Below are 25,726 nucleotides of genomic sequence, written 5' to 3' on the forward strand. Positions count from 1 at the left end.
TATAAATGTAAAATCCGGCTGTAGGTTTAATTAGGGCGTCAAGCGAAATAACTCGTCCATCGTTGATCTACAAGCTTAACAATATCCTCACGCGGTAACACCTCATCTGGATACCCCGGCTTCATACGCGCATCCACTACAATCGGCAGCTTATAGTTCAGATGATGCAAACGCACTTCGCTGTCTGCGTACATATCTGTAGCCGGGTTAAAGCGTGTGAATACCGTCCACAGGAACGAAGCTTGAGAGCGAACGACTTCTTTGGCATCGTCTACAATGAAGACGAGCGGCCACTCTTGCTCACCCGCTGCTAATCGCTCCAAAACACGTGCCGCCAGCTCAGGCTCCTGCTCAAAGGACGCACCCGATACGACAAGGCAACCTCCGCAATAGGGCTCAATTTCACGAATTCCCGGCAGATCGCCTCCCTCATAAGCACGAGGCAATTCACGTACAGGCTCACCTATCCCCATCAGGATGGCCTTACTGCCATGATTCAGCTTGCGGCCTGTGTAATCGAGTGTATCGTGTGACGTGTGATTGAATATAAATAAATCCCTTGCTGGATTAAATCGCTCCAGAATGGTTTCCAGCAGCAGGTTAAAGTCCGATAAATCAATTACTCGATCCGTCAGCATCAGGAATTTAGTCAACGACAATTGACCTTGACCCAAAATAGTAAAACCGGATACAAGCGCTTCACGGGAGTAGCTTTCACGTACCACTGCCGCTGCTAGCGCATGTACACCGGTTTCCGCATACGCCCACAGGGACTTGACGGAAGGCATCACAAGCGGATATGCAGGCGACAGCAAACGTTGCAAAAACTCACCGAGATAGTAGTCTTCTTGCCGAGGCTTACCTACAATGGTTGCCGGATAAATGGCATCCTTGCGGTGATGCATATGTTTGACATGAAATACAGGGAAATCATGCTGTAATGAATAATAGCCAAAATGATCACCAAACGGGCCTTCCGGACGGCGTTCATGAGGCGGTACATAACCGCTGATTGCAAATTCTGCTTCTGCTGGAATCCGGTGACCCCCAAGCGGGTCTTCTGTCATGGGCAGCTTGCCTCCCATAATAAGCGAAGCCAGCAACAGCTCAGGCAAGTTTTCCGGTGCTGGCGCAATGGCAGACGCAATCAGGGCAGGCGGGCCACCGATGATAATCGTCGTAGGCAATGGCTCATTACGCAGTTCCGCTTCATGATAATGAAAACCGCCGCCTTTATGAATTTGCCAGTGAATGCCCGTCGTCTGATCATCATAAATCTGAATGCGGTACATCCCCAAATTATGATCCTTGGGCTGACCTGGCTTCTCAGTATACACGAGTGGAAGCGTAATAAACGGCCCTCCATCCTCATGCCAACTGGTCACTTTAGGCAGTGGTGCCAGCGGAGCCTCTGTACGGCGAACTCCCAATACAGGGGCCTCGCTATGAGATACTGTTTTTAGCCCTACTTTTAGCATGTCCTTAATCAGGCCACGTTCATTCCACAATGCTTTGGGTGTAGGTGGAAACAATGTTTTGGTCGCTCCTACAATCGCATCCATCAGTTGCTCTGGGCGCGGACCAAAAGCCATGTCCACACGGCGATTTGTACCAAACAGATTACTGGCTACAGGAAACGGGGTTCCTTTTACATTCGTGAACAGAAGTGCCGGCCCTTCTTCCTCAATAACTCTTCGATGAATCTCAGCCAGCTCCAGGTAAGGATCGACAGGTGCCTCTATAATTTTAAGATGATTTTCTTTACGCAGCGCTTCAATAAATTGGCGCAAATTCTGGTAGATCAACTGGACGACTCCTCCTAAGCAAATCAAGCCCTCGAGAAACTCGCGGGCCTGGTTTGTTTCTTATATGCTATTATACGTGTTTAAACGCCTCTTGGGCAAAAATCCGCTTGACTATGATCTATGAAACGCTTAGGTACGTTGTGCTTGGGTCGGAACAAGCTTGCGGTCCGGTGACAATTGCCATACACGATAGCTCAGATAAGCCAAGATGGAGAACAACGATGCAATCACCAGCATATGTCCCAGCACGATAAACATGTAGATTTCAGGTTTGTTGACGTACAACAAGATAATTCCAATCACCACTTGAAGCAAGATTAACAAGACCGATACGACACCCAATATACGGATATCCCGGTGGTTCGGGTGATAACGGTATGAGTAGTGACCAACAGCCAAGATAATGACGAACAGCAGACCAGCTGAAATCTGATGAAGCAGCAGTGGAGATATGAAGCCCCCAATATTTACAACCTTCTGGATGACCGAGTGACTAAGCAACGCCCCTGAATAGACAGCAATATAGGTATAGATCGTCGATAACCATATAAAGTTACGAAAGCCCCGACTGACAGGCCCAGGAATCAGACGCGGGGTGTGGCGTGAATCTGCATGCTCCTGCCAGGCCCCCAACGTCATCATAGTCGCACTGGCAAAGGCGATAAGCGCAAAGCCAAAATGCAGTCCCATGACTGCAGCCGATTGGGAAAAGACGACAGCCAACGCCCCCATTGCACCTTGTATGATGACAAACATGAGCGTGAGCAGCGAGAATAGCTGCAAATCCTTCCGATGCTTCATAAACAGCAAAAAGCCAACAAATGAGGCGATAGAAAGAATCCCGGCCATGGCACTGACGGAGCGATGAGAGAACTCAATAAGGGATGCGATCGTATGTGCCGGAACCAGCTTACCATTGCACAGCGGGAATTCCCGGCCACAGCCGAGACCAGAATCCGTTCGCGTCACGACACCTCCACCGAAGGTAGCCAAAAACATGACAATACATGTTACGAGTGCCAGCCATTTTAATATTCTGATTTTGTTATTCAAAGAATTCACCCGTATCCTTCCAAATATAATATTTATTCACTTTATATGTTGTGAAATGATCACTTAAAGTAATTATAACTGATATATCGTTCCTTGACATACGAGCTTTGTTGACAAAATGTGAACGTGTCCGTGAGAAAGCCGCCCCCTGAGAAGGAAGCGGCTTTCTGAATGTCTTGATGTTATTTTGCTAAGCTCGCGTGGACTTCAACAGCCCGATCCAAAAATTGCTCAATCTCTTCGCGGGATTTGCGCAGTCTGTTCACCAGACGTACCAGTTCTCGCCCTTCACTGTAAGCGATAAAGCTAGGAATCCCCAATACATTTTGCTCTTGACTGACGCTTTCGGCCTGTTCTACATCAATCTCAATTAATGTAAGCTTATCTGCATATTGTTGTTCCACATCAGGCATGAACGGATCGATGAAATGACAATCCTTACACCAGTCCGCCTTAAACACAGCCACCGTAACGCCCGGAGTGGATATTGCCTTATTAAAGTCTTCATGAGAGACGATTTTTTGCATGGATGATTCCTCCTTAAATTCTTTTTGTGCTGAAAAGATTGCACTTTCTATTGTAACGCCAAGTGAAGCTTTTGCACACTCCCCCATTCTACTCACATGCCGATTGGAAGCCCTCTCATTGAGGCATACTAAAGATATACTTAAGAATCCACATAAGCGTCGACATCCTAACAGCATACCCAACATACTTGGCAGGATACGGGGATGCTTGCAGTTGGAAAGGAGGTTAATTTAGTCATGTCTCTTACCGAATGGCTCCATACAGCATCTCGACAGCTTCAAGGAGGGCTAAAGTTACTGGGTTCCGTTCCCCGTGTTGCAGAGGAAGCTTGGGAGGGCAAACGGGCGGCTTGGACCGAATCCCGCAAATTACGCTCCCCCTTGCGTGAACTAGCGTGGGATTATCATACGGCACAGGCCGCTATGAATGAAGCTGAAGCGATAATGTTGGTGAACGGACCCGCTACGCGTCCCTCTTCTCTGAATATGCCCTTATGCGAAACAGACTGTGAGCTACTGGAGAGGATCAAGAACGATACAGCACAGGAGAATCGCAGCAACGTTACCCGCACTGCCGCTTACCTTGAATGCTATCGTGGCTACCCGGAGTTACACTGGGCATTACTGGCCCACCTGGTTTCTCGTAATGGCGGCTATAATATGACCGATCTGAAAGGGGGACTGATTGGCAACCTGTTCGGCGAACAGGAAAAGGAATGGCTGTATCGGCTACTGGAGCGCTGTAACGCCCTTATTTTTCAAGACGCTTATCCGCAGTTGCAACTTTACATGCACAGCCGTCATTTGGGTCGGAGTTGCTTTCACTTGTTGCCTTATTTTCACGTTTCGCCATTCATGAAGCCCTTTTGGGAACGTTTCTGGGCTTGGCGGGATAGCTCTCTGTTGACTGTGGCGCTCATCATTAATGAACAAAACTATATTGAAGGACGTGTGGTAAAAGATCCGTATTTCCAAAAATTTGTGACACACAAGCCGGGCTTTTATTTGCATGACTGGCTCCAGCTAAATCAGGTTATATTTCCACTTGGACTGAACGGTGGACTTGCTGGACTAGTAATGGAGCGTTTCGGCCATTTGGACGAGCGGATCGGCTTTGGCAAAAGTCTCTATGCTATGCTCTTTGGCCATCAGCAGGTGCTAGACCAGGTATCCGCATTCGCTAACAGTGTGCCGCATACAGGTTCACGCAGCGACTATTGGCCCGGATTGTTCACACCGAATGAACAAAAAGCGCTGCACTCTCTAGATGAAAGTGCAACGCTTTTAGCACATGAATGGCTACCGCCAGGACAACGTCTGTACAGTCCGGAGCTGAACGCCGTCTGGTCCGATACAGCTTATGATCCAATCCCCCGGTATGACTGGTTTCAGGACGGCTCCACACTTGGACATCTCAGCGAACCAAGGCGACCGCTGTTATTTGCCATGCGCCATGAGCATCGTCATGGCATTCAAAAAACAGCAATGGCCCACGTTGCCCATAACAGCTTGCAACCTTTCCACTGAAAGACTGGGGGGCTCTTTTAGCCTCGTTGTCCTGTGGACTCACGCTGTAGACGCATTAACGGACGCAGTACCTTTTGCAACATACGCGGATAGTTGCCCAGCTCGTCCCTTCGCAATACGCGCAGTACAACCAGCAACAACAAGTAGCATACCAGTACAGCTGTCCCGGCAATGCAGCACGCGATCAAGAAGGCCACACGCGCAGGCATCAGATGCACCAGCAGAATACAGGCTTCATTTACACCGTATCCGATAGCTCCCGAGACGACGACTGCGGTTAAGAACCCTGCCCAGCGACGGCCCATGATGGAAAAGGAGACAATCCCTTTAAGCACACGCAAATTCAGCAATGTGATCACGAGGAAACATAATCCGGTTGCAGCAATGATCCCATAAATTCCAAGCCAACCAGCCAGCAGCCAGCTCGCTGCAAACTTGACGACGATACCGACCATGACATTAACCATTGAAATACGCGGCTTGCCCATACCGATCAGTATCGAATTAGAAGTCATCATCGTAATCTGGAATATCGTTCCGAGTGTCAGAACAGCAATGATACCACTGCCTCCAAGCGAGCTAAACAGTAAACCATTAATAGAATAGGCGGTTACACATAAAGCCAGCACAATCGGCATTCCAGTCAAAATAGAGATACGCAAAGCCAACGTCATCTGATTTTGTAAATGCTGCTCATCCTTACGGGCAAATGCCGCTGAAATGATCGGAATAAGCGATTGGCTGAGCGCAATGGCCAAAATCGGCGGAATTCCCGCCACACTCTGTGCCCGAGAGCCTAGATAACCCAACTGAGTAGTCGCCTGATCCAATCCCACTTGACCAGACAATAGTCTCACCACAATAGACGTATCAATAAAGTTGACCGCCGGAACCGTCAGAGACGACAATACAATGGGAATAGAAAGCTTGAAAATATCTTTGTAAATGCGCATCATCGGTAGCGCGGAGCTTTCCTCTTGGAATTGATCTTGACGATCCTGTCGATCCTGGCGACGCAATTTCACCGTGTAGTACAACATGACCGCTAGAGCGCCAAGACTTCCCATGACACCTCCAAAGGAGGCCCCAGCCGCAACCTCGCGATCTCCATAACCTAGCTTCAAAATAATAAAAGCGAGTACAATAGCGGTCGCTACCCGTGCAACCTGCTCCACAATTTGTGAAATACCGCCTGCGGTCATATTACCGCGCCCTTGGAAGTATCCACGCATCATGGCAATGGCAGGGAACAGCAGTAATGCTGGTGCCAAAGCCTGAATGGCCAAAGCGGATTGCGGAACCCCCGCTACATGCTCGGCAAAGTAAGGCGCTCCAAAATACAGCAGCGCTGTAATGACAATGCCTGCCGCAGCCGCGAATATCAAAGCCGCATGATACACACGTCGCGCTTCCGAAGGCCGATCCAGTGCATAACGTTCTGAAACCATTTTGCTCAACGTGCTTGGAATGCCGGCCGTAGCGACCGTGAGCAGCATCAAATAAGCGTTGTTCGCAATGGTAAACGAGGCGTTCCCGACGGAACCGAGCAGATGCTCCAATGGAACACGCTGTACCAGACCAAGCACTCTGGCCACCAAGGCGGCAGCGGCTAAAATAAGCGTACCTTTAAGGAATGTTTCTTTATTGGACAAAATGCGTTCCCTTCTTTCTTGCTGTTCACACGCATGCAAAAGCCCCGCACAAACAGTCATGGCCTGAGCCATCACCGGTGCGGAGCCGCATGTCGATTCTGTCTCTGCAAATCATAATAAACCAAAACGAATCTCGGGTCATAACACCCAAATTAAGAATACAATAATCATGGCAAGCTGCAAAATCACTTTCATCACGGTGCTGGTAAAAAGGCCTAATACAGAGCCAAAGCCCACTTTTATAGCTCGATCCAGTGGGGCTTTGCTTATCAGCTCACCTAGCACAGCACCAATAAATGGTCCCAAAATCAGGCCAAATGCCGGAATAACGAAGGGGCCGATAATAATCCCGATGGTACTCAGTATCGCCGACAGACGCGAGCCGCCAAATCGCTTGACACCCCACGCATTCACAGCATAATCCGCAACAAAAAGGGCAACGACGATTAGTGTTTGTATAATCCAAAACAATGCATTGTATGGAGCAAACGAGAAAAACCAGCCGTATACAAAAAATGCAAAATAGATGGCGAGCGCCCCCGGCAATACGGGATATACCGCCCCGGCCATGCCCACAATGAACAGCACAATAACAACAATCCAGCCTACAACGTCCATGGGCCTCCTCCTTCTCGTCCATTCATCCGGCCTGCTGCATTATTCATTTTATTACACAAGCACATAATCACGGATCACTTCTACAATGCCGTCGTCATTATTCGAAGCCACGACCAAATCAGCGGCTTCTTTAACCGTATCCTGAGCATTCCCCATTGCTACGCCCAGTCCAACCGCTTGAATCACAGCCAGGTCATTCAGACTGTCGCCAACGGCAACCACCTGCTCCAGAGTAATGCCAAGCAGATCGCACACTTCAGCGATTCCACTGGCTTTGGATATACCAGCTGGGTTAATTTCCAGATTTGTCATCGAAGAATTGGAAATTTCAAGTCCACCCATATCCTGAAGCTTAAGTAAAATTTGGTGGCGAATTTCGTCATTTTCCGTATTATAACCGAATTTGAGCCACTCCTGTGTGTCCAATGTATCCGGCCAACGATCCCTATTATATAATTCCTCCGTTGAGTAAGCCCAGAACCAAGAGCCTGTTTCTACAGCAATTTGGTGCATCTTACGAACGAGCTCCTTATCAAGTAAATAACGGCGCCACAACTCGTGGGGTGATTTCCACACCTCACTGCCGTTTACGGTTACCATTGGCGTCTCCAGGCCGAGTTGCTGACCGTAAGGCAGAGCATGCATCGCTGCACGTCCGGTGGACAAGCATACATGAATCCCTTCCTGAATCGCCTTGTTAATCCAGTTAATCGTTTCCAAGGAAATTTCATGATTATCATTCAGTAAAGTTCCATCCATGTCGAGCGCAAGCAGTTTGTATTTATATTGGTTTTCTCCCATAGTCTCTCTTCCTCCTGTATGTCCCTTATGTCCAACGACATTTTACCATGAAAAAGAGAAGCCCACAAAAGTATTCAAGTCCTCACTTTGCTGCCAGAGGCTTTTTAGGAGTACCATCTAGCCCATATACTTCGTCATACGCATCAAATATTTTACGCGCAACCGGTCCTGCGCTCGTCGCACCAAAGCCCCCTTCAGGAATGATGACCGCTACTGCCAGCTTCGGATTTTGACGCGGAGCAAAAGCGATGAACACCCCGTTATCTTTAACCGTACGTCCCACCAGCTGCTGGGAAGTCCCCGTTTTGCGGGCATAATCATAAGGAAATCCATTAAAGGCTTTAACATCCGTGGCCATACCTCGAATCACTGTATTCCAGTACGTATCTGAAAAAGCGACCTCATTCAGCACCTTCGGCTTAAATTCACGTACAAGATTCCCCTGATCATCTACAATTTTGCTGACCAAATGAGGCTGCATACGCTTGCCCTTTGTTGCCAGTACAGTTGTATACTGAGCTAGCTGCATGGCTGTATACTTTCCCTGCTGACCAAAGGATGCCTGTACCAAACGTGTCAGCGCACTTTCATGCTTGCTCGTATACTCAAGTCTGCCTGCCCACTCGCCCGGCAGATCTACTTCTGTCGGAACGCCTAATCCAAATTCCTTCATATACTTGTCCCATACGTCAATTCCCTGATGCACCCCTGCATTACTTCCGTATTTGGCATACAGCGGCTTGCCGATCATATCCACCATAAACGTATTCGACGAGACCTCAATTGCCCTGCTAGGTGTCAAAGAACCATACACATGTCCGCTAGAATTCCCAACCCGGCTGGAGCGATTTTTGCCGTAGTACGCACTTCCCGTATCCAGATAAGTTTGTCTGGGAGAAAGCAGGTTTTCCTTCAACCCGATCAGCACGGATAGCGGTTTAATGGTTGAACCCAGAAGCACCGAGGATTCTGGATGTGGACCCGCTTTTCCGCTAGGCACGGATTTAATGGTTCCATTTCCCATTTTATGCTGAATTTCGTCATATACCGAAGGCGAGGTACTTCCACTTTTCCATACATTAGAGTCATAATCCGGCATACTGGCCATTGCCACGATATTTCCGGTCTCTACCTCCATCGCTACAGCGAAGCCAGTGGTAGCGTCTTGATGAAGCTTCCCCGATACGGCATGAGTATGAAGCCAGCGAAGCTGATCCATAATGGCCTGTTCGGTTTTCTGCTGAATTTCCTTGTTAATGGTGGAATATAAATGATGTCCTTTTTCAGGAGGAGTAATGGATTCAATGCCCTCCGGCATGCTGCGCGGATTGACTTCTACCGTTTTATATCCGTTTTTTCCTCTCAGCTCATCCTGGTACTGAAGCTCCAAGCCATCATATCCGACCGTTTCACTTTCCGAATACACCTGTGTCGGTCTTAGAACCTCCGAATTAGCTTCATAGAGCTCTTTATATTTGGGCCGGTTCGTTCGAGCTCCTTTGAACTTGTACATATATCCAATCGTTTGTACCGCCACCCGATCCGGGTCATAATGGCGTATACTTTCTTCTACAACCTCTACACCAGGGAACTCTGTCCGATGTTCCAGAAAATAAGCGATTTCCTCCCGACTCAGGTCGGATTTGACCAAACGTGGGGTAAATCCCCTATATTGATTATAGTCCGGGTCCAGTCGCTTTTTTATTTCCTCTGCATTAAGCTGCTCTCCTTCGTTACGACCCAGTTCGTTTAATTTGGCAGCAAGCTTGGCAGCAAAAGCATTGAGCTCAGGGAGCAGCTTTTCCCCCGGCTTGCGATCTTTCTCCGTACGTTTGCTATAATCCTTAGATAAAGTTACATACAAGGACTGTACTGAAGTCGAATACGCCAGCTTAACCGTACCTGTGGAGTCATAAATCGTGCCGCGACTCGGGGCTAACGGGACATTTTTCGTATTTACGGATTGCTGCTGGCCCTTCAGCTCCTCCGATTGTACAAACTGCAATACAGCTAGTCTGGTAATGATCAGGGCAAACAGCACAAAAGCACTAAAAAACAGTAGGTTGGTTCGTAAAACCGTCCGTTTTTTTCGTAACTCTTCATTCTCTTCAACATTTTTCTTTTTAAATGAAAACTTTTTATCCAAACTTCCTCTGTCCATATTAGCTGGTCATTACTCCTTCCAAGTTAGGGTTTCACATTCCTGATCCTACCATATCCAAGGCAATAAACGATGAATTCTAAGATGACAATTTTGTAAGAAAACGTAGAAAAAGTATTAAAAAAGCTTTCCTCAGCCCAAAGGCTAAGGAAAGCTTTCATGAAATTATACGTATTACAATATTATGGTTGAATAAAGATAGTTAAGCATTCATCATAGATGCTAGAGCATCCTTAAATCCACGTGCAATTTCTTTACCTTCTTCATCAGTATAACTAATTGGTTCCTTGTATATATTCATAAACTTAATTTTAAATAACTTTCTAGTTGCACTAAAAGTCAAAGGGAACTCACTAATTAGAATGTTCTCTGCTTGGGTCTGAGCATTTTCTAATGTCCCGAATTTACTTTTTACAAAGAAAGAGATTTTATCTTTTAATTGTACTGCTGTTGAGTATCGATTACGCATCTCTTCATTTAATTTAGAGTAGGAGGAACCCTTAATTAATTTTGAAACGAGATAAACTGCATCTACATCAGCAACTAAATCCATTAGGTCAAACGTTGACTTGTTTTTCGCAGTACCTATAATTTCAAGAGAAGCAGAATAGGCAGTAGGGTACACATTCCGTTTTACTGAGCCACTCACGTCACCAGCTGCAGTAAGAAGATCCCCAGCCCATCCTCCTAACTCTGCGATAACCGAATTATCTGCTAAAGTAGTATATGAGTTAACTGTAGCAAGCATATGGGGAACATCCATCATATTCTCTGTTCCGAGATCGTAAAGTACTTCCATTCTAAAATCAGGTATTTTCTCATTTATAAGTTTCACAAATTTTTCATCAACTGGATTTGCAGTTATATCCCAGAGAATGCCATCGTATATACGGCTTCTATAGTACTCAAGAACTCTTTGGTTAGCTTGATAGATATCATTTGAAGTATATTCAAGAGCATATTTATAAATCTCATCCATCTGTTTAAAAAACAAATTATTTTGAGTTACTAACGTATTATTAATCCCGGTATTAATGGAACTAACACCTTGATCTCTTCCCGAAGCAATATTATTATCTATCTCAATTCTATTTTCTGATTCATTTCCAACATAAACAGTAGAAATTTGGTCAAAGGCCCAGTCTTTCGGCAGAGGATAACCTAAATTACCACTAAAACCTGTGGACATATCACATATAAAACTACTTACTGAATATCCAGCTGCAGCAACACGACTACAAACATTACGCGGCCCATAAATCCCTACTTTATATTTAGAGCCAAGTGAAGTTAATTTGTCATGTATGGCTTTAAAATGTGGTAGAATATTGCTCGTTACTTGATAGTCAACTGCATCAAAGTCCACAGAAAAATAAATTATAGTATCGTCTTTAAATCCAAATTTATTAGCAGCATGATGTGCCTCAATGGCATCCTTCATGCCCTGCCCTGGTTTGAAGTAGTCTACCCCGTTACCTGATGTTTGATAAATTGGGAATACCCTCAACCCAGAAGATAAAATAACATTAAGCTCCTCCTGCTTAAGCCTCTTCCAATCTCCCCCAACAATGTATCTGCCAACAGTCGTATACCCATTAGTTTTGAGCGCCTTCGCCCTTGCAGGTGTAATCTCAGTTACACAGTCACACGCTGTTCCTTTTCTATTCCGGTCACCTGTACTAACAAGGAGAGAGGCCCAAGTTTGTTTGCCTGCAATACCGTCAGATGATAACGCACAGAAGCGTTGGAACTCAGCAACAACACTTTTCGTTTGAGTATCATATACACCATTCAGAGCTATACTTTTAAAATCATTCACATACAGTGCATATTTCAAAAGAGAGATGAAATTCGATTTGGTATTCCCTACATTAAGCGTGGGGCAAAGAGACAATGTTGTGGTCCCAAATACACCGTCTGGATTGGTGTTCCCCTGTTCTACTTGCAGTCCATAAATTAAAGCGCGATTAGTTTTACTTGAATACAAACCATCACAAGGAATCAATCCAAGCTTTGGAGTTATATATTTATAGTATTTACTATTTAGAACTTGCTGCATTGCGCGAATATTGGAATCCCCTACATTTACGAATGCATCCATATTTAATAAGGCTTTCATGATTATAGGTGTAGCAATGCCATCTGGATTCGGTAGCCCTGCATCAGCCTGAAGCCTGGAGACTGCCAAGCGAGTACCATTACCGTATTGCCCGTCCATACCATTTGTACTGTATCCTTTGCAATATAATGCTCCTTGAAGAATAAGTACTAAATTGCCAACTGGAGAACTAGAAGATAGAGTTGGGCAAGCAGCCAATGTCGCAGGACCAAAATCACCATCTGCAGGGGATACTCCAAGTTCAAATTGTAAACCTTGAATGAGAGCCTTAATAGTCCCCCATCCTGTGTTTCCGTCCGCAGTAACCATTTTGTATCCTGGCTTTGTAGAGTATGTTACATTAACAAAATTTTGAACTTTCCTCACCATTTCATCCATGTATAAAAACCTCCCATTTATTTTACTAATGTAAACACAGCAATTCATCTTCTAATAGACTGTCTATAAATAGGATTTAATCTTAATGACTACCTCCTGCTTCTAGTAGGTTATAATAACCTGTCTATCGAAACTAAAGATCATAGGAATTTACCCTAACACAACGACTTACATTCTAAATTTTAAGGTTGGCATAATTTTTGTATAACAGTCATAGTCGAAAATAAAAGTTGATTCGCAGCTAATATCTAAAAGAAATATCCATCAGAATAATTTCTTGTTAACCTCCTTTTAGATACTTTCATTTTAGTTATAGATTATTCGCTCAGATATCCTATAACTAGATGTATCTGGCATCTAATTATTGAAAACAAATAATCTATTCATCAATATTATATTATATAGCGTATCGTTACGCGATATAATATATTCCACTTTACAAATTATTTTTTTATACATTACGGAAACACAACAACATAAGATAAAGCTAGTTACTTAGCCTTCAATAATATTACTCAAGAATATAGCTTAGGAAGGCACAAGTGCACCAACATGATTTTAGAAGCCCTACAAAATTGCTATTATTACACTTTCCCAGAAAACAGAGAAAATAATTAAGAGATAATACTAAATTCATTCACTTACTATTGATTGAATTGACCCATATATCCCTTTACATGCAGCTACTGTAATAAAACTTGCTAAAAAATTACACACCACTTTTCTTGATGTCAAACACATGTTCGTATATAATTAAATAAATAGGATTTTTTAGCATGTTGTATAAATCTATGCAATGGAATACATCAAATAAAAGGTAATGATTGGGGGTTTGAAATTAGAAATGGAATATATTACGCTCAAAGAAAGCTTTCTTATACTTCAAAATTTGATGGCTACTCCACTTTTGGCACATGTCCGTGAAATTATTAGTACTGAGCAATCAGATTCCAAAATTGTATTAGAAATTTTAGATGAGCCGGAGCTTTTCAGCTTACTTCTAATAATATCTAATGCAAAAGAAGATTATTGGGATATGCACCTTTTTTATATGGACCAAGTCGAGAGAAATAACGACCAATATCGCTATCATTCTTTTTCTATCACCGAGAGCCTTCACCTACATAACTGTTTTACTAGACTATTTAAAGCATAGAGAAGCAGGACTCATTTAGAGTCCTGCCCTGTCCCTTTCACTCTTTGATATTCCTCTTCTATAATTCTAATAAGCAACTCGGTAGCGGTAAGCCCCAGCTTTTTTGCCGCCTCCGCTAACTCCTTCTTAATATAAGCAGGTACATCATAATGGAATTTCACTTTATTCCCATAAGCCATGTTACTTTTCTCCTTATTTCCCTTAGTTGTTATTCATCACTTCATGATACTTCTGGTCAATTAAGCGAATTAACAACTGGGTCGCTGAAGTTTCCTGTATATTCGCACATTCAATAAGTTTTTCTTTCGTTTCGGGTGCAAATTCATATGGCAATTTAAGCTTTGGCTCGGACATTCGACTACCTAAATTTTTTTCAACTTGGATAGCTTTAGTGACCATTAATTCTAATGAATTTTTCTCTGATATATTGACTTCCGTGTATTTCTGAAGCACCCTGGATAAATACGATTTGATTGCCTTTTGATTGTCCTCATCCAATGTAATGGACAAGTCATTATCTTGTACATGCAGTTCGCAATCAAAGTTATTTCCAAATAGATTAATATTATATTTCACAATTACACTCCTTTTTCTAAAGATTAGAGTTTTGTTCTTATACTATAATTTGTTTCGTTAGGTTACGCAATATTTTATATAATTTATTAACACACTTCTTGATTAAGTAAAAAGAAGTAAGGGTTTAAGAAGAAGACGATAAAAGTCCGAAAGAGTTACCCGTATTCTGTATTTTCGGTTGTACCAAACAGCGTTGGAATAATCAAATATTGCTTAATCCAACGAAAGAAGACGTCAGTCTGCCACTGATCTTTATATCTTTCACATTCTATGATTCTAAATTTTTTTTATATCCCTCACGGTTAACGGGGAGAAAAATTTTGAACGTTTCTGACTGGAGAGGTTATTTTTAATGTTGAGTGACTTCCCTTCTCTTGGATTCTACACTACTTATGTTAAACTCCTTTACCCTAGTTTTTTTACAATATTTTTCTCGATTCTCCATCCAACTTTCTTAGTTTTAGCATCACGTAACTACTTTCTCCGACTAATCCATGATAAATCTTCTTGGCCCCTCTATTGTATGGAATATTACTGTATTTTCTCCCCTCCATTCTGGTGCTCCGTAATCAAATACTTCTTTTTGAGAAGGATCAAGGGTATATGGATAATCAATAACTATCTCTTTTTTAGTAAGTTGTTTTGTAAATACAACAAATTTTACTTGATAGATCCTGTAAAACGAAACCTTTCCATCAAGAAGGGATTTTCGATATTCAGTAAGAATAACCTTGTTATTTATAGGGGATGTTACTTGTTCATAGCTGTAAGGATGAAATAATTGGGTAAATATAGACTTAAGTAGTAACAACAAAAGTAATCCTATTATTATTACTAAAGTTACCAGGGATTTTCCGCTACTTATAGTAGAAAGTAAAATTAAAGCAATGATATTAATGAAGATAGGTATTAGATAACTACCTTTTTTGAAAAGTAACACATCATAATTAATGGAATACAGAAATAATAAGAACAAGTTCACAAATAACACGATAAAAACCAGATAGTATATTATCTTTTTATACTTGGCAGTCATAAAGTCAGCTCCATCACTTATAGCTAAATTTAATTTTTATGTAGAGATAATAATATTTAAATTGTTACAACAAACTTTTGTTTTATTAAGATTGAAGACTATATTTCGTTTTACAGAGAGTTTTCACAACAAACTCGGCGACCTCTCCCCAATTGAATTCCGGGAAAAGATCGCCGCTTAATTAATTTTTTTATTTTTAATATCCACCTTACTCTTCTTTTGGCAGAAAGGCGACAATGAGAATTCAAATGATCCCTTACGCAATTTTACCTAATGGTAAGGGGGGTGCCAAAATCAAAAGTGGAATTAGGAACTTCTGATCAAAACCATCCACGAAATTGTTTAGTAATGAAAAACGGCTCATAAATCATCTACAGAAGCTCTCTTGCACTTAACTTGATAATCTGCAAAAAAGTGTCACCATCTTCTAATTCCAATATTTCAAAACTTGTTAGTATTCAACATAGAAGGTTCCTTTTGCAGAATCATCATTCGGGACAACTCTTACATAAAAATATCCATAAAGCCCTTTAAAAGAAACATTATTATTATATTTACCACCGTCTTGTAAGGTATAACTATCCCAGGACCTAGGATCTCCTGGTTGGTAAAGTGCTACAGTAAGTACATCAGAATAATGTCCACTTGGAAAAGTATGCACAGTTATTCTACCATTACAATAAATTGCAGCACTACTGTCTCCCCAATTATATGATTTTGAAGTTCCCGATGTACTGATTAAACTATTTTCATGGGCAAAGGCATCCCCATAAGTTGAAGATGTTACAGAAGCATCCGCATGAGCTGAAGATGTTACAGAGGCATCCGCATGAGCTGAAGATGTTGCGGAAACATCGGCATAAGCTGAAGATGTTATTGTTAAAAATAAGAGACACGACACTCCTGAGACTTTCATTTTTTTATTTAGCATATAAAAACCTCCTTGTTTATTAACTACAACCTGATTTTATAACTCAATGCCACAAAAAGGATTTATGTATATATATCATTTTTTGTTAATATTATCATTTCAATATTTTTCCCCATTAATCACTAAATATAAATTTTCCTTCCAGATCAGAAGTAACGAATCTTAAGATTCGACTTAAAAATTTCAAGAAAATATTACTATATATATTTTCAGCTCTATAAGTCTACTTGTCAGGAATAGCACATGTGATATAGTATATAGCTTTCTTTAAAATATCCAGGGGCCCATCATTTTGAAACAAATGATGGGCCGCCATTAATGAAAGAACTAAGCTATCTGCTTTATTGATCAAATCTCACGCTTATTGTTTTTCTCCAGATTTTCCTTCCACTTTTCATCAGACAAACCCTAACGACTGTTGAACTAATGCTCATTGGGATACTTAGATACGATGACTTTCATTCAATCTATACGCACAGCCACGAATTACTTAATTCACTTCTACAGTATTACTTTCCATCATTATCGGTTGAATCTATTTTTTTCTTTGGAACACCGTCCAGACCGTACACTTCATCGTAAGCATCAAAGATTTTGCGTGCCACAGGCCCAGCACTCCAGGCTCCAAAGCCCCCTTCAGGAATAACAACCGCTACTGCAAGTTTGGGATTCTGACGTGGTGCAAAGGCGATAAATACTCCATTATCTTTCAATTCTCTTCCTACACTTTGCTGCGATGTCCCCGTTTTGCGAGCAAAGTCGTAAGGGAAACCTTTAAATGCGCTAACATCTGTTGCCATCCCGCGTATAACTTCATTCCAGTAAGCATCCGGGAATTTCACTTCATTCAACACCTTCGGCTTGATCGTTTGTACTATATTGCCGTTAGTGTCTTTAATTTGACTGACCAAATGCGGCTCCATCCGTTTCCCCTTGCTAGCCAATACTGCTGTATATTGTGCAAGCTGAAGCGTTGTATATTTACCCTGCTGACCAAAAGAAGCATATGCAAGTTTAGATAATGAGGACTCTTTCGAATTATGAGCATACTCTCTGCGTCCAGACCATTCACTTGGTAAATCTACACCCGTAGAAACACCTAGTCCAAATTCCTTCATGTAGCGGTCCCATACATTCACACCTTGATCTTCCTTGGCATTATTAATGTATTTGTTGTACAATCTTTTGCCCACCATATCGACCATAAATGCATTGGAGGAATGCCGAATGGCAGAAGCTGGGTCCAACCCGCCGTACACATGACCCGAGGAATTCCGAACTCGTGACGAATTATTACGCCCAAAGTAAGCCGCTCCTGTATCCTGGTAATACGATGAGGTACTGAATAGATTTTCCTCCAGTCCTATTAACACAGAAAGCGGCTTAATGGTGGAGCCAAGTAGGACAACCGACTCTGGATGTTGACCTGATTGGCCCGATCCAAAGGAGCGAATAGTACCATTCAAGTATACATTTTGTATTTTCTTATAATTATCGCTAGATATATTTCCGGTCTGCCAGTAATTAGCATCATAATCCGGCATACTAGCCATCGCCACCACATTTCCTGTATCCACTTCCATAGCCACAGCAAAGCCTGTTTTAGCATAAGGATGGGTCTTGCCAGATACAGCGTGTGAATGGAGCCATCTCAATTGATCCATAATAGCATCTTCAGTCTTAACCTGAATTTCTTTGTTAATCGTAGAATAGACATTATTTCCTTTTTGCGGAGGAGTAACAGAATCTACACCTTCCGGCATATTGCGTGGATCAATCGGAACCGTTTTATAGCCATTTTTCCCTCGTAACTGTTCCTGATATTGAAATTCCAGTCCATCAAAGCCAACTGATTCGTTATCCATATAGATGAGGCCCGGATCATTTTCAGCTGACATGGATTTTTGAATATCCTTATATTTAGTCAACGTTTCACGCGCACTTTTGTAGCTTTTAATATAACCGACCGTTTGAACAGCTACTGTATCAGGATCATAATGGCGTACGGTTTCCTCGACCACATCTATTCCGGGAAACTCGCTCTTATGCTGCATAAAATAGGCGACTTCTTCTTTACTGAGATTCGTTTTAATCAGGCGGGGCGTAAAGCCGCTAAGCCTTTGATAGTTTCGGTCCATAGCGTCCATAATCTGTTCTGCTGTCATTTTCGGCTCATCTTTACTACCATATTGAGCAAACCGATTTTCCAGCTTTTGTGTCATCTTTTCCAACTCAGGCAACAATTTTTTATCAGGCTTACGCGATTTCTCCAAAAGGTCGCTGTAGTTCTTGGAGAGCGTGATATACAGCGATTGTACAGGTGTCGAATACGCCAGTCTGTTCTGCCCGGTGGAATCGTAAATCGTTCCGCGAATCGGCGTAAGTGGTACATTTTTGGTAACATTACTGGCCTCCTGCTGCTTAAGCTGAGGTCCATCTACAAATTGAAGTATCGCCAATCTTACAATAATGACTGTAAATATAATGAACGAGCTGAAAAAGAACAGATTGATCCGGAAGCTAAATCTTTTTCGGTCGGATGTCTCGTTGTCTTTTCCCTGCTCGTTGTCTATCTTTCTCATGTGCCCTTTTCCACTCCTTATTAAATCACTTTATCCTTGATATGTGTTTGGGCAAAACCAGGCGGATTAAACCAGTCCCCACTTTGCGCCCAGGTCGGGTCTAACGGTACCCACTGATCCTGCGCGCTCAAATACACTTCATTCCATGCATGGGAACCATATCCTCCCTGTCCGTTATATCCAAGCCCTGTCACCACCTTGACCTGTAGTCCCTGCGACCGAGCCATCATCGCATACAGGCGGGCATAATCAATGCAGACTCCTTTACGTGTATCAAACGTATCTCTGGGGGTCTGTTCATGCCAGTCACCACGCTGCTCATAGGCTTCTACCTTACCGAAATCATAGCTAATACGGGTACCTACCCATTCATACAACGCTCTGGCCTTTTGCTCATCACCGCTCATCCCCTGTGTAATCTTGGCCGCAGCCTGACCGATATCGTTCGGAATTTCCCGGTCAATCATTTCGTATTTTCGCTGCAGGATACCATTTAATTCCTTGGTAACGGCCTGCGTAAATACGGGCAATTTATCCTTAATCAGTGTACCGGATAACGGCTCAATGACCGATTGCGCTCCCTGCTTATAAATCGGTGAAGCTTGGACGTAGCTGCTAAACCCGCTGTCTGGATACAGACTTACGCCGATGAATAGCAGGGCTATAACCATGATAGCGCGTGCTCCACCAATAAGAGTACCTATTCCAGCCCCTGCCATCCTGCTGAAAAAGCCTGATTTTTTTTCATGCTCATGGAAAGAAGAATCTGACTTGCCCCCTACCATCAACACATAAATTGCACGTAGTACAAATTGGGCGATCGCATAACTGAGCATAAACAATACGGCGAACCGCAGTAGCGGAAACCCCTCTAAGCCCGCCACCAACGTATAATAAAATTGCTCAATCCCGCTTAGTTCTCGCTGAGGCAAATGTTCCATGTAAGCCGCCAGCCATTGTTGTACCTTCGGTGAAAGCCACATGGCTAATCCGAGCGAGCACAAAATACCCGCCACAGTCAGTATGCCATCCACAATAAGACTGAACAGCGCCCCTACAGATCTGGAAGCTCCTCGTCTCCAGCCCTGAATCAACGACAACAGTACAATGACAATCAAAAACACCGTCACGCCATTCCAATGAAGAATAGGCTCCAGCCAGGATGGTTTCATTGTGTTCCTCCTGTCTCTACGGCGACTGTGGCGACTGTGTTACAGCCGAGCCTTTCGCACCTTCGATATATTTCTTGACGGTATCGCCCATACTCCACTCGCCCAGCGACATCCCCTGAAACCATACCTTGACCTTGTCACCATCAAATGGACCTTTCACTTCCAGGTTGGAGCTGGTTACCGAAAACGTACCATCCGCGTTGGATGTGTATTGGGCATCCCGTCCCTCTTTGATCATCATGTTCAAAGCCTCGCTCTGAACCTTGTTAATCGCATCATCCTTTGCCTGAGTAACGACCTTGCCGACCTGTTCAAAGGAAATGCCACTGTAGATAAGCAAGCCTGCAATTACGACAATGACAATCAGCCATTTTATGAGAGTTCTTACAACCTTCAATATGACTAACAATAGGACAAGCCCAATTAATATATACAGCCAGTTATCCTGAACAATATGCCAATTATGTTCCAAAAACTCTGTCCAGACGCCCTTATCCATTTCGCTACACTCCCGTTTTCAACTACATCATTCAAATCACAAAATTGTCTCTGTAATTATACATGATTACGTGATGCCCTGTCAGCTTAGCTCTTTTACACACCTTGTTATTCAATTCTTGTCCATACAAAGTGGTCTATGTTCGTCCACTCCAGCGTACAACTTAGGAAGGGCCGATACGTAGTGCAACATGAAAGTTTACATTAGGGAAGGGGGTCATCCCATGAAAACAGCCCTCTGGCTGTATCTTTTTTTATTCATTGCCTTTTTCGATCTGCATGCACAATATCCTATTTTGACACCATTCGCTATCTCCCTGGGTGCAGCACCTACTTTTATTGGCTGGATGATGGGGATTTACTCTCTAACTCATCTGCCTGGTAATTTGATGGCCGGCCCCAAGGTCGACAAACACGGCAGCCGCCGATATATTATGTTCAGCCTAACAGCCGCAGGCATCATTCTTATCATTCAATCGTACATCCACACACCGTGGGAATTACTTTTTCTTCGGGCGATTAGCGGTTTTGTGTTGGCCTTTTTATCTCCAGCCTGTCTGGCCATGTTGGCACAGCTATCCGATCATCCAGTTACGCAGGGCAAATATATGTCGGGACATGGTGTCGTTCACACATTGGCCTCTGTCCTGTCTCCAGCTGCCGGCGCATTTATCGTAGCCAGTTTCGGCTTTAGTGAGACGTTTAGTTCCCTTGGCATCATTCTCGTAGTCACGGGACTCATGGCTTATTTCACCTTGCCCAAAACAGCACCCGCTCCACAGGCCCAATTATCAGATGGTCATGCGACACCTGCTCCACTATCCGGGGTACAGAAGACGCGTTTACCATTCAATTGGCGCTACCTGCTCCTTCCTTTTGTTTTGGCGTGTGCACAAGGCATTTTATTTTACGAAATCCCATTACGAAATAACGGTTCTGCGTCCATGATGTCCACCGGATTGCTCTTTTCCATCATCAGTTTGGGAGCACTTTGTACGCTCAGCTTGCTGTTTCTGAACAAATATTCACCCATGGCGCGGCTACTTTGTGGCATTATTTTGATGTCTCTAAGTTTCTACGCACTCGCCACCACGCCCGAAGCGGCGATTGGCATCATACTTTTTATTTTGGGAACAGCCAAAGGCATCATTTTTCCAGCGCTGGCCTCTCTTTTCATACGAATTGGAGGTGCGCGACTGGGCAAAACCTTTGCACTACAGTCTATTGCAACATCTATCGGCTCCTTTGCCGGACCTGTACTGGCAGGTCAGCTACCCGATCACATTTCTCCTTTTTTTATCGCATTTCTGATTCTGATGGCTGGCCTGCTATTCGTTCCCGTTAAGCGCTTATCTCCGACGCCGCCACTGTCTGCCTCAGGACCTTATCATTCCTAGCTAGTCTGAGGCAGTGGTTTGCTAATATGCTACCTTTAAAGCCCAAAATGCCGTTCAAGAGGGCAAATGCACAGTACACCATCCCCCTATCCACATAGACTATTTTGACTGAACATTCACTAACAAAGGGAGGTGCAGCCTGTGAGCCACTGTCATCCTTGCCCTATTGGAACTTCAACTGGCACCATTCTTGTTCTTTATATTTTGCTCGTCATCATTCTCCGTACTTGCTGGATTTAATGTCTGAATTGCCCTAACTTGTTGCCCCTTGTGCCCATGCCTGCCACTTCTGGCAGGCTGTTTTGTTATTTTTTGCATGAGAACCCTATTTGGAGCTACACTATACACATATTCTTCATTTCCCGGGGAATTTCGAGCATATGTATCAGACAAGGGGTGAGCTTACATGGCGATAACCGTGATCGTCGAAGGGAAAAATGACCGCAGCAAACTTCGCCGATTACTTGACCCGGAGGTCCACATTTTATGCACCTTCGGCACACTAAACTCTATAAAACTGGAATCCCTCCACAAGCGGGCCAAGCACGACGAAATATACTTATTTATGGACAATGACAGCTCAGGGAAAAAAATAAGGGGAGTGCTTGCAGACTCTTTTCCGGATGCATTTCATATGTATACACGCAAAGGCTATGCTGGCGTAGAAGGCACTCCAGACGAATATGTGATCGCTCAATTGGAAAAAGCAGGGTTGGAAGAATACATTATATACCCGCCACCTGTTCTTTAGTCTTGAAAATAACAAAAAAGCTGTCCTCAGGCCGCTTGCATGCCTGTTGGACAGCTATATGGTGCACTATAAAATGCCTCTAAAATGACATTAGAACTTATGAACCGTATCGACGATCATCAGCAAGAAGCTGAGTGTCAGATGGTTAATGGAAAAGAAAAATACTTTTTTTGCCCAGGAATCCGTTTCTTCTTCCTTAATCGTAAAACCTTTAAAGGCATAGAATGCCCACAGCACGGACAGTAACACGGACACGATCATAAAAATCATACCGGCATATCCATAAGCATACATAAGGATGGGTACCGGAATCAGCAATACAATATAAGGAATCATCTGAATCTTCGTCCGATGGATACCTTTTACGACTGGCAACAACGGAAATCCTGCTGCGCGATATTCCTCAACTCTGCGAATAGCAAGTGCCCAAAAGTGAGGAGGCTGCCATAAGAACAGGAGAGCGAATAAGAGCCACGCGCCCATATCAATACGACCCGAAGCGGCCACATAACCAATCACCGGAGGCATTGCACCAGAAATACCGCCGATGGATGTACTCCATGTAGATGAACGTTTTAACCAAAGTGTATAAATACCGACGTAGACGAACATACCAAGTAATCCCAGTAATCCTGCCGTTACACCAGAGAAGGAGAATAGAACAGCTAACCCGACAACGCCCAAAATAATAGCGTATGACAACACCGTTGTAGGGGTCAGACGCCCTGTTGGCAGTGAGCGATTACGTGTACGCTCCATTTTCAAATCCAGCTCACGGTCAAAATAGTTGTTAAAAACACAAGAAGACGCCATAACCAGCATTGTACCTAAAAGTGTAAGAATTAGCTTTATATAGTCAACATCCCATTGCGATGCTAACCAAAAACCACCAAAGGCTGCAACCAGATTGGTACGAAGGATGCCTGGCTTGGTAACTGTAATAAAATCTTTCCAAGTGCCCGCTTTACCGGGTGGTTTAGATTTTACAGAATAGGTAGCCGCATCCGAAGAAGTCTTATAACTTATATTATCCATTGTGAGTAACTCCCCCTTAGAGATGTATGAATTCGGGAGTAAGTTGAACTCCGATATAAATTTTATCATATACCTACCCCAAAAAGTTTGACAGAAAACGCACAAAACGTTCACAATTCCGATGGCAAATCGCCCCTGCTGATCGTTTACAGTAAATTTGGGTAGTAATAAGTACAGGAAACAATACAAAAGGAGCGACAGATATGGATACAGCCACACACTTTGTCATGGGAATCGGATTGGCCGGGCTGGCCTACACTGATCCTGTCGTCGCCGGAGATCCAAAGTTGGCCGCAGTCATACTGCTCGCTACAGTCGTAGGGTCACAAGCTCCGGATTTTGACACTTTGCTTCGGTTGAAAAACAATGCAGCCTACATTCGCAATCACCGTGGACTGTCGCATTCAATTCCCTTCTGGTTGATATGGATCTTGTCCATAACAGGACTGATTTGCCTGATCTTCAGAGATGTGCCCCCAGGTCATGTAGCATTATGGGTAACGATTGCCGTCTGCCTGCATGTATTCACAGATTTATTTAATACGTACGGAACACAGGCATTCCGGCCGTTTACAAACAAGTGGATATCTTGGAATATCATCCATATTTTCGATCCCTTTATTTTTGGCACCCATGTTGCTGCGATTATGCTGTGGATCACCGGATTGACTCCACCCGCTCCCTTATTTATTACGCTGTACGTTATTATTGGCCTATATTACATTTGGCGAACCTGGAGTCATTTTATAACCAGAAAAGCGGTACGTAATATGGACAATGAGCGTCAGGAGGGCGACATCTATTATATCATTCCCACCGTATCATGGAATCGGTGGCATGTGGTAAAAGCTCATCAGAATGGAAGTTATGACATTGGCGGATTAAATGGCAAACACTTATTTTGGACGAAACATGCAATTCCATCCACACATCCTGCCGTAGAAGCCTCCAAATCCTATCGCGATGTGCAGGCATTTCGCTATTTTTCCTCCTTTGCCGTTGCCGAGGTGGAGGAACTGGAATGGGGCTACATTGTGCGATGGGGAGACGTAAGGTATCGACACCGGAGACAATATCCATTCGTGGCTGTGGTCGCGATGGATAAGCAGTTCGGACTGATCAACAGCTATATTGGATGGCTCAGTGACGAAAAGATGCAAAAACGCCTTTCCCTGCATACGAATTAAAACCTGCTTACAAGCTAACAACAAGCCGTATGAACAACAGACAGCAAGTTCCCCTTAATCTGGGAGCTTGCTTTTTTTGGTCATTCCCGCAAAAAATCAGATCTCATGAAAGCGCCCTCTTGACGAAGCGGACTTGCGTGATTCACAATGGTCATAAGCCATGCGTAAAAAAATCCGGAGCATGATCGCTCCGGATTTTCTTCATCACAGTTGCTCATAATACAGCTTCCAAGATGGAGTGTTTATGTGTATTACTGCAAACGGCTGCTGCCCGACAAGGATTGTTCTGCTTGTTGGACCAGCTTTTTCGTGATATATCCCCCAAGCGAACCTGTTTCGCGGGAAACAACATTACCGAAGTAACCGTCCTGAGGGATGGTGATGCCAAGTTCTTGAGCTGCCTCATATTTTAATTGTTGTAAAGCGGCGTTGGCCTGCGGTACTTGCAGGTTGTTTGAACGACGTCTGCTCATATTTGAATCTCCTTTCAGTTCTTTGTGAGTGAGGTTCATTGCAAGCTTGCAAGATTATTATGGCTCGCTTACAACTACTTATTCCTGAAATTCAACATTCGAACACTGGAGGTTTTTACCAATGAGCAAAGGTTTATCCCTATGGTTCGCCGTTTCATCCATTGTCCTGCTGACCGCAGCCGCTATATCCATCAGTTATTCCGCATGGCTTGCCATTCTACTGGGGCTATTATCTGTCGGCAATATCGGCTGGGGTTTCGTGGTCAAAGCTCGACAACGCCGCTCCTAATC

The 25,726-nt window shown here is 43.6% G+C and carries 23 protein-coding genes; 6 read left to right on the forward strand and 17 right to left on the reverse strand.

What is annotated here, in order from left to right:
- Positions 1–38: 38 nt before the first annotated feature.
- The 3 genes from MKX30_RS09470 to MKX30_RS09480 all read right to left on the reverse strand — a co-directional run bounded on the left by MKX30_RS09470 (position 39) and on the right by MKX30_RS09480 (position 3,385).
- The gene (locus tag MKX30_RS09470; protein WP_025723591.1) at positions 39–1,805 is read right to left on the reverse strand and encodes a UbiD family decarboxylase; all 1,767 of its coding nucleotides are present in this window, start codon (positions 1,803–1,805) and stop codon (positions 39–41) included.
- A gap of 129 nt (positions 1,806–1,934) precedes the next feature.
- On the reverse strand, positions 1,935–2,867 hold the full coding sequence (locus tag MKX30_RS09475; protein ID WP_023990186.1) for a COX15/CtaA family protein: 933 nt from the start codon (positions 2,865–2,867) through the stop codon (positions 1,935–1,937).
- Between the two features lie 173 nt (positions 2,868–3,040).
- A complete protein-coding gene (locus MKX30_RS09480) occupies positions 3,041–3,385 on the reverse strand; it encodes a thioredoxin family protein (RefSeq protein WP_028541427.1) in 345 nt (114 codons plus the stop codon).
- A 237-nt stretch (positions 3,386–3,622) separates the two neighbouring features.
- Here MKX30_RS09480 and MKX30_RS09485 point away from each other — a divergent pair, with 237 nt between their 5' ends.
- Positions 3,623–4,912, forward strand: coding sequence for a DUF2515 family protein (locus tag MKX30_RS09485; RefSeq protein WP_071558293.1), 1,290 nt, complete (start codon positions 3,623–3,625; stop codon positions 4,910–4,912).
- Between the two features lie 17 nt (positions 4,913–4,929).
- Here MKX30_RS09485 and MKX30_RS09490 read toward each other — a convergent pair whose 3' ends face one another.
- The 5 genes from MKX30_RS09490 to MKX30_RS09510 all read right to left on the reverse strand — a co-directional run bounded on the left by MKX30_RS09490 (position 4,930) and on the right by MKX30_RS09510 (position 12,641).
- Positions 4,930–6,564: a putative polysaccharide biosynthesis protein gene (locus tag MKX30_RS09490; RefSeq protein ID WP_341062754.1), complete on the reverse strand. Its 1,635-nt coding sequence runs from the start codon at positions 6,562–6,564 to the stop codon at positions 4,930–4,932.
- 138 nt (positions 6,565–6,702) lie between these two features.
- Positions 6,703–7,182: a DUF456 domain-containing protein gene (locus MKX30_RS09495; protein WP_023990190.1), complete on the reverse strand. Its 480-nt coding sequence runs from the start codon at positions 7,180–7,182 to the stop codon at positions 6,703–6,705.
- 51 nt (positions 7,183–7,233) lie between these two features.
- Complete coding sequence (locus tag MKX30_RS09500; protein ID WP_023990191.1) at positions 7,234–7,983, reverse strand: Cof-type HAD-IIB family hydrolase; 750 nt, start codon at positions 7,981–7,983, stop codon at positions 7,234–7,236.
- 82 nt (positions 7,984–8,065) lie between these two features.
- Positions 8,066–10,144 (reverse strand): peptidoglycan D,D-transpeptidase FtsI family protein, encoded by a 2,079-nt coding sequence (locus MKX30_RS09505; RefSeq protein WP_341062756.1) that lies wholly within the window; start codon positions 10,142–10,144, stop codon positions 8,066–8,068.
- Between the two features lie 202 nt (positions 10,145–10,346).
- On the reverse strand, positions 10,347–12,641 hold the full coding sequence (locus MKX30_RS09510; RefSeq protein WP_340959592.1) for a glycoside hydrolase domain-containing protein: 2,295 nt from the start codon (positions 12,639–12,641) through the stop codon (positions 10,347–10,349).
- A gap of 844 nt (positions 12,642–13,485) precedes the next feature.
- Between MKX30_RS09510 and MKX30_RS09515 the strand changes: the two genes are divergently transcribed.
- Positions 13,486–13,797, forward strand: a complete 312-nt coding sequence (locus MKX30_RS09515) for a hypothetical protein (RefSeq protein WP_340959594.1) — start codon at positions 13,486–13,488, stop codon at positions 13,795–13,797.
- Positions 13,798–13,808: 11 nt separating this feature from the next.
- Here MKX30_RS09515 and MKX30_RS09520 read toward each other — a convergent pair whose 3' ends face one another.
- From MKX30_RS09520 to MKX30_RS09550, 7 genes are all read right to left on the reverse strand, one after another.
- Complete coding sequence (locus MKX30_RS09520) at positions 13,809–13,976, reverse strand: hypothetical protein (protein WP_322156976.1); 168 nt, start codon at positions 13,974–13,976, stop codon at positions 13,809–13,811.
- 22 nt (positions 13,977–13,998) lie between these two features.
- Positions 13,999–14,373, reverse strand: coding sequence for a hypothetical protein (locus tag MKX30_RS09525; protein WP_341062757.1), 375 nt, complete (start codon positions 14,371–14,373; stop codon positions 13,999–14,001).
- A gap of 487 nt (positions 14,374–14,860) precedes the next feature.
- Positions 14,861–15,409 (reverse strand): hypothetical protein, encoded by a 549-nt coding sequence (locus tag MKX30_RS09530; protein WP_340959595.1) that lies wholly within the window; start codon positions 15,407–15,409, stop codon positions 14,861–14,863.
- Between the two features lie 451 nt (positions 15,410–15,860).
- Positions 15,861–16,340 carry a hypothetical protein gene (locus tag MKX30_RS09535; protein ID WP_341062759.1) on the reverse strand — a complete coding sequence of 160 codons (480 nt, stop codon included), beginning with the start codon at positions 16,338–16,340 and terminating at the stop codon, positions 15,861–15,863.
- A gap of 509 nt (positions 16,341–16,849) precedes the next feature.
- Entirely contained in the window at positions 16,850–18,922 is a 2,073-nt protein-coding gene (locus tag MKX30_RS09540; protein ID WP_341062760.1) for a peptidoglycan D,D-transpeptidase FtsI family protein, read from the reverse strand.
- Positions 18,923–18,942: 20 nt separating this feature from the next.
- Entirely contained in the window at positions 18,943–20,094 is a 1,152-nt protein-coding gene (locus MKX30_RS09545; RefSeq protein ID WP_076159652.1) for a transglutaminase domain-containing protein, read from the reverse strand.
- A gap of 16 nt (positions 20,095–20,110) precedes the next feature.
- Positions 20,111–20,593 carry a hypothetical protein gene (locus tag MKX30_RS09550; protein ID WP_068941904.1) on the reverse strand — a complete coding sequence of 161 codons (483 nt, stop codon included), beginning with the start codon at positions 20,591–20,593 and terminating at the stop codon, positions 20,111–20,113.
- Between the two features lie 223 nt (positions 20,594–20,816).
- On the opposite strand from MKX30_RS09550, the gene MKX30_RS09555 reads away from it, so the two are divergent.
- Complete coding sequence (locus MKX30_RS09555) at positions 20,817–21,989, forward strand: MFS transporter (protein WP_023990196.1); 1,173 nt, start codon at positions 20,817–20,819, stop codon at positions 21,987–21,989.
- A gap of 406 nt (positions 21,990–22,395) precedes the next feature.
- Positions 22,396–22,740 carry a toprim domain-containing protein gene (locus MKX30_RS09560; protein WP_023990198.1) on the forward strand — a complete coding sequence of 115 codons (345 nt, stop codon included), beginning with the start codon at positions 22,396–22,398 and terminating at the stop codon, positions 22,738–22,740.
- Positions 22,741–22,830: 90 nt separating this feature from the next.
- On the opposite strand, the gene cyoE is transcribed toward MKX30_RS09560, so the two are convergent.
- Entirely contained in the window at positions 22,831–23,775 is a 945-nt protein-coding gene (gene cyoE, locus MKX30_RS09565) for a heme o synthase (RefSeq protein ID WP_023990199.1), read from the reverse strand.
- Between the two features lie 203 nt (positions 23,776–23,978).
- Here cyoE and MKX30_RS09570 point away from each other — a divergent pair, with 203 nt between their 5' ends.
- Positions 23,979–24,962 carry a metal-dependent hydrolase gene (locus tag MKX30_RS09570; RefSeq protein ID WP_023990200.1) on the forward strand — a complete coding sequence of 328 codons (984 nt, stop codon included), beginning with the start codon at positions 23,979–23,981 and terminating at the stop codon, positions 24,960–24,962.
- A gap of 251 nt (positions 24,963–25,213) precedes the next feature.
- Here MKX30_RS09570 and MKX30_RS09575 read toward each other — a convergent pair whose 3' ends face one another.
- Entirely contained in the window at positions 25,214–25,435 is a 222-nt protein-coding gene (locus tag MKX30_RS09575) for an alpha/beta-type small acid-soluble spore protein (protein WP_013311857.1), read from the reverse strand.
- A 121-nt stretch (positions 25,436–25,556) separates the two neighbouring features.
- On the opposite strand from MKX30_RS09575, the gene MKX30_RS09580 reads away from it, so the two are divergent.
- On the forward strand, positions 25,557–25,724 hold the full coding sequence (locus MKX30_RS09580) for a hypothetical protein (protein WP_007431986.1): 168 nt from the start codon (positions 25,557–25,559) through the stop codon (positions 25,722–25,724).
- The last annotated feature ends 2 nt before the right edge of the window (positions 25,725–25,726 follow it).

Origin of the sequence: Paenibacillus sp. FSL P2-0173 (genome assembly GCF_038008045.1) — a bacterium.
Lineage (GTDB): Bacteria > Bacillota > Bacilli > Paenibacillales > Paenibacillaceae > Paenibacillus > Paenibacillus polymyxa_B.

Coding starts and splice junctions, on each gene's coding strand:
- MKX30_RS09580 (WP_007431986.1), top strand. CDS start 25,557: ATGAGCAAAGGTTTATCCCTATGGTTCGCCGTTTCATCCATTGTCCTG.
- MKX30_RS09485 (WP_071558293.1), top strand. CDS start 3,623: ATGTCTCTTACCGAATGGCTCCATACAGCATCTCGACAGCTTCAAGGA.
- cyoE (WP_023990199.1), bottom strand. CDS start 23,775: ATGGATAATATAAGTTATAAGACTTCTTCGGATGCGGCTACCTATTCT.
- MKX30_RS09570 (WP_023990200.1), top strand. CDS start 23,979: ATGGATACAGCCACACACTTTGTCATGGGAATCGGATTGGCCGGGCTG.
- MKX30_RS09530 (WP_340959595.1), bottom strand. CDS start 15,409: ATGACTGCCAAGTATAAAAAGATAATATACTATCTGGTTTTTATCGTG.
- MKX30_RS09545 (WP_076159652.1), bottom strand. CDS start 20,094: ATGAAACCATCCTGGCTGGAGCCTATTCTTCATTGGAATGGCGTGACG.
- MKX30_RS09505 (WP_341062756.1), bottom strand. CDS start 10,144: ATGGACAGAGGAAGTTTGGATAAAAAGTTTTCATTTAAAAAGAAAAAT.
- MKX30_RS09550 (WP_068941904.1), bottom strand. CDS start 20,593: ATGGATAAGGGCGTCTGGACAGAGTTTTTGGAACATAATTGGCATATT.
- MKX30_RS09500 (WP_023990191.1), bottom strand. CDS start 7,983: ATGGGAGAAAACCAATATAAATACAAACTGCTTGCGCTCGACATGGAT.
- MKX30_RS09520 (WP_322156976.1), bottom strand. CDS start 13,976: ATGGCTTATGGGAATAAAGTGAAATTCCATTATGATGTACCTGCTTAT.
- MKX30_RS09495 (WP_023990190.1), bottom strand. CDS start 7,182: ATGGACGTTGTAGGCTGGATTGTTGTTATTGTGCTGTTCATTGTGGGC.
- MKX30_RS09535 (WP_341062759.1), bottom strand. CDS start 16,340: ATGCTAAATAAAAAAATGAAAGTCTCAGGAGTGTCGTGTCTCTTATTT.
- MKX30_RS09540 (WP_341062760.1), bottom strand. CDS start 18,922: ATGAGAAAGATAGACAACGAGCAGGGAAAAGACAACGAGACATCCGAC.
- MKX30_RS09575 (WP_013311857.1), bottom strand. CDS start 25,435: ATGAGCAGACGTCGTTCAAACAACCTGCAAGTACCGCAGGCCAACGCC.
- MKX30_RS09510 (WP_340959592.1), bottom strand. CDS start 12,641: ATGGATGAAATGGTGAGGAAAGTTCAAAATTTTGTTAATGTAACATAC.
- MKX30_RS09560 (WP_023990198.1), top strand. CDS start 22,396: ATGGCGATAACCGTGATCGTCGAAGGGAAAAATGACCGCAGCAAACTT.
- MKX30_RS09555 (WP_023990196.1), top strand. CDS start 20,817: ATGAAAACAGCCCTCTGGCTGTATCTTTTTTTATTCATTGCCTTTTTC.
- MKX30_RS09480 (WP_028541427.1), bottom strand. CDS start 3,385: ATGCAAAAAATCGTCTCTCATGAAGACTTTAATAAGGCAATATCCACT.
- MKX30_RS09515 (WP_340959594.1), top strand. CDS start 13,486: ATGGAATATATTACGCTCAAAGAAAGCTTTCTTATACTTCAAAATTTG.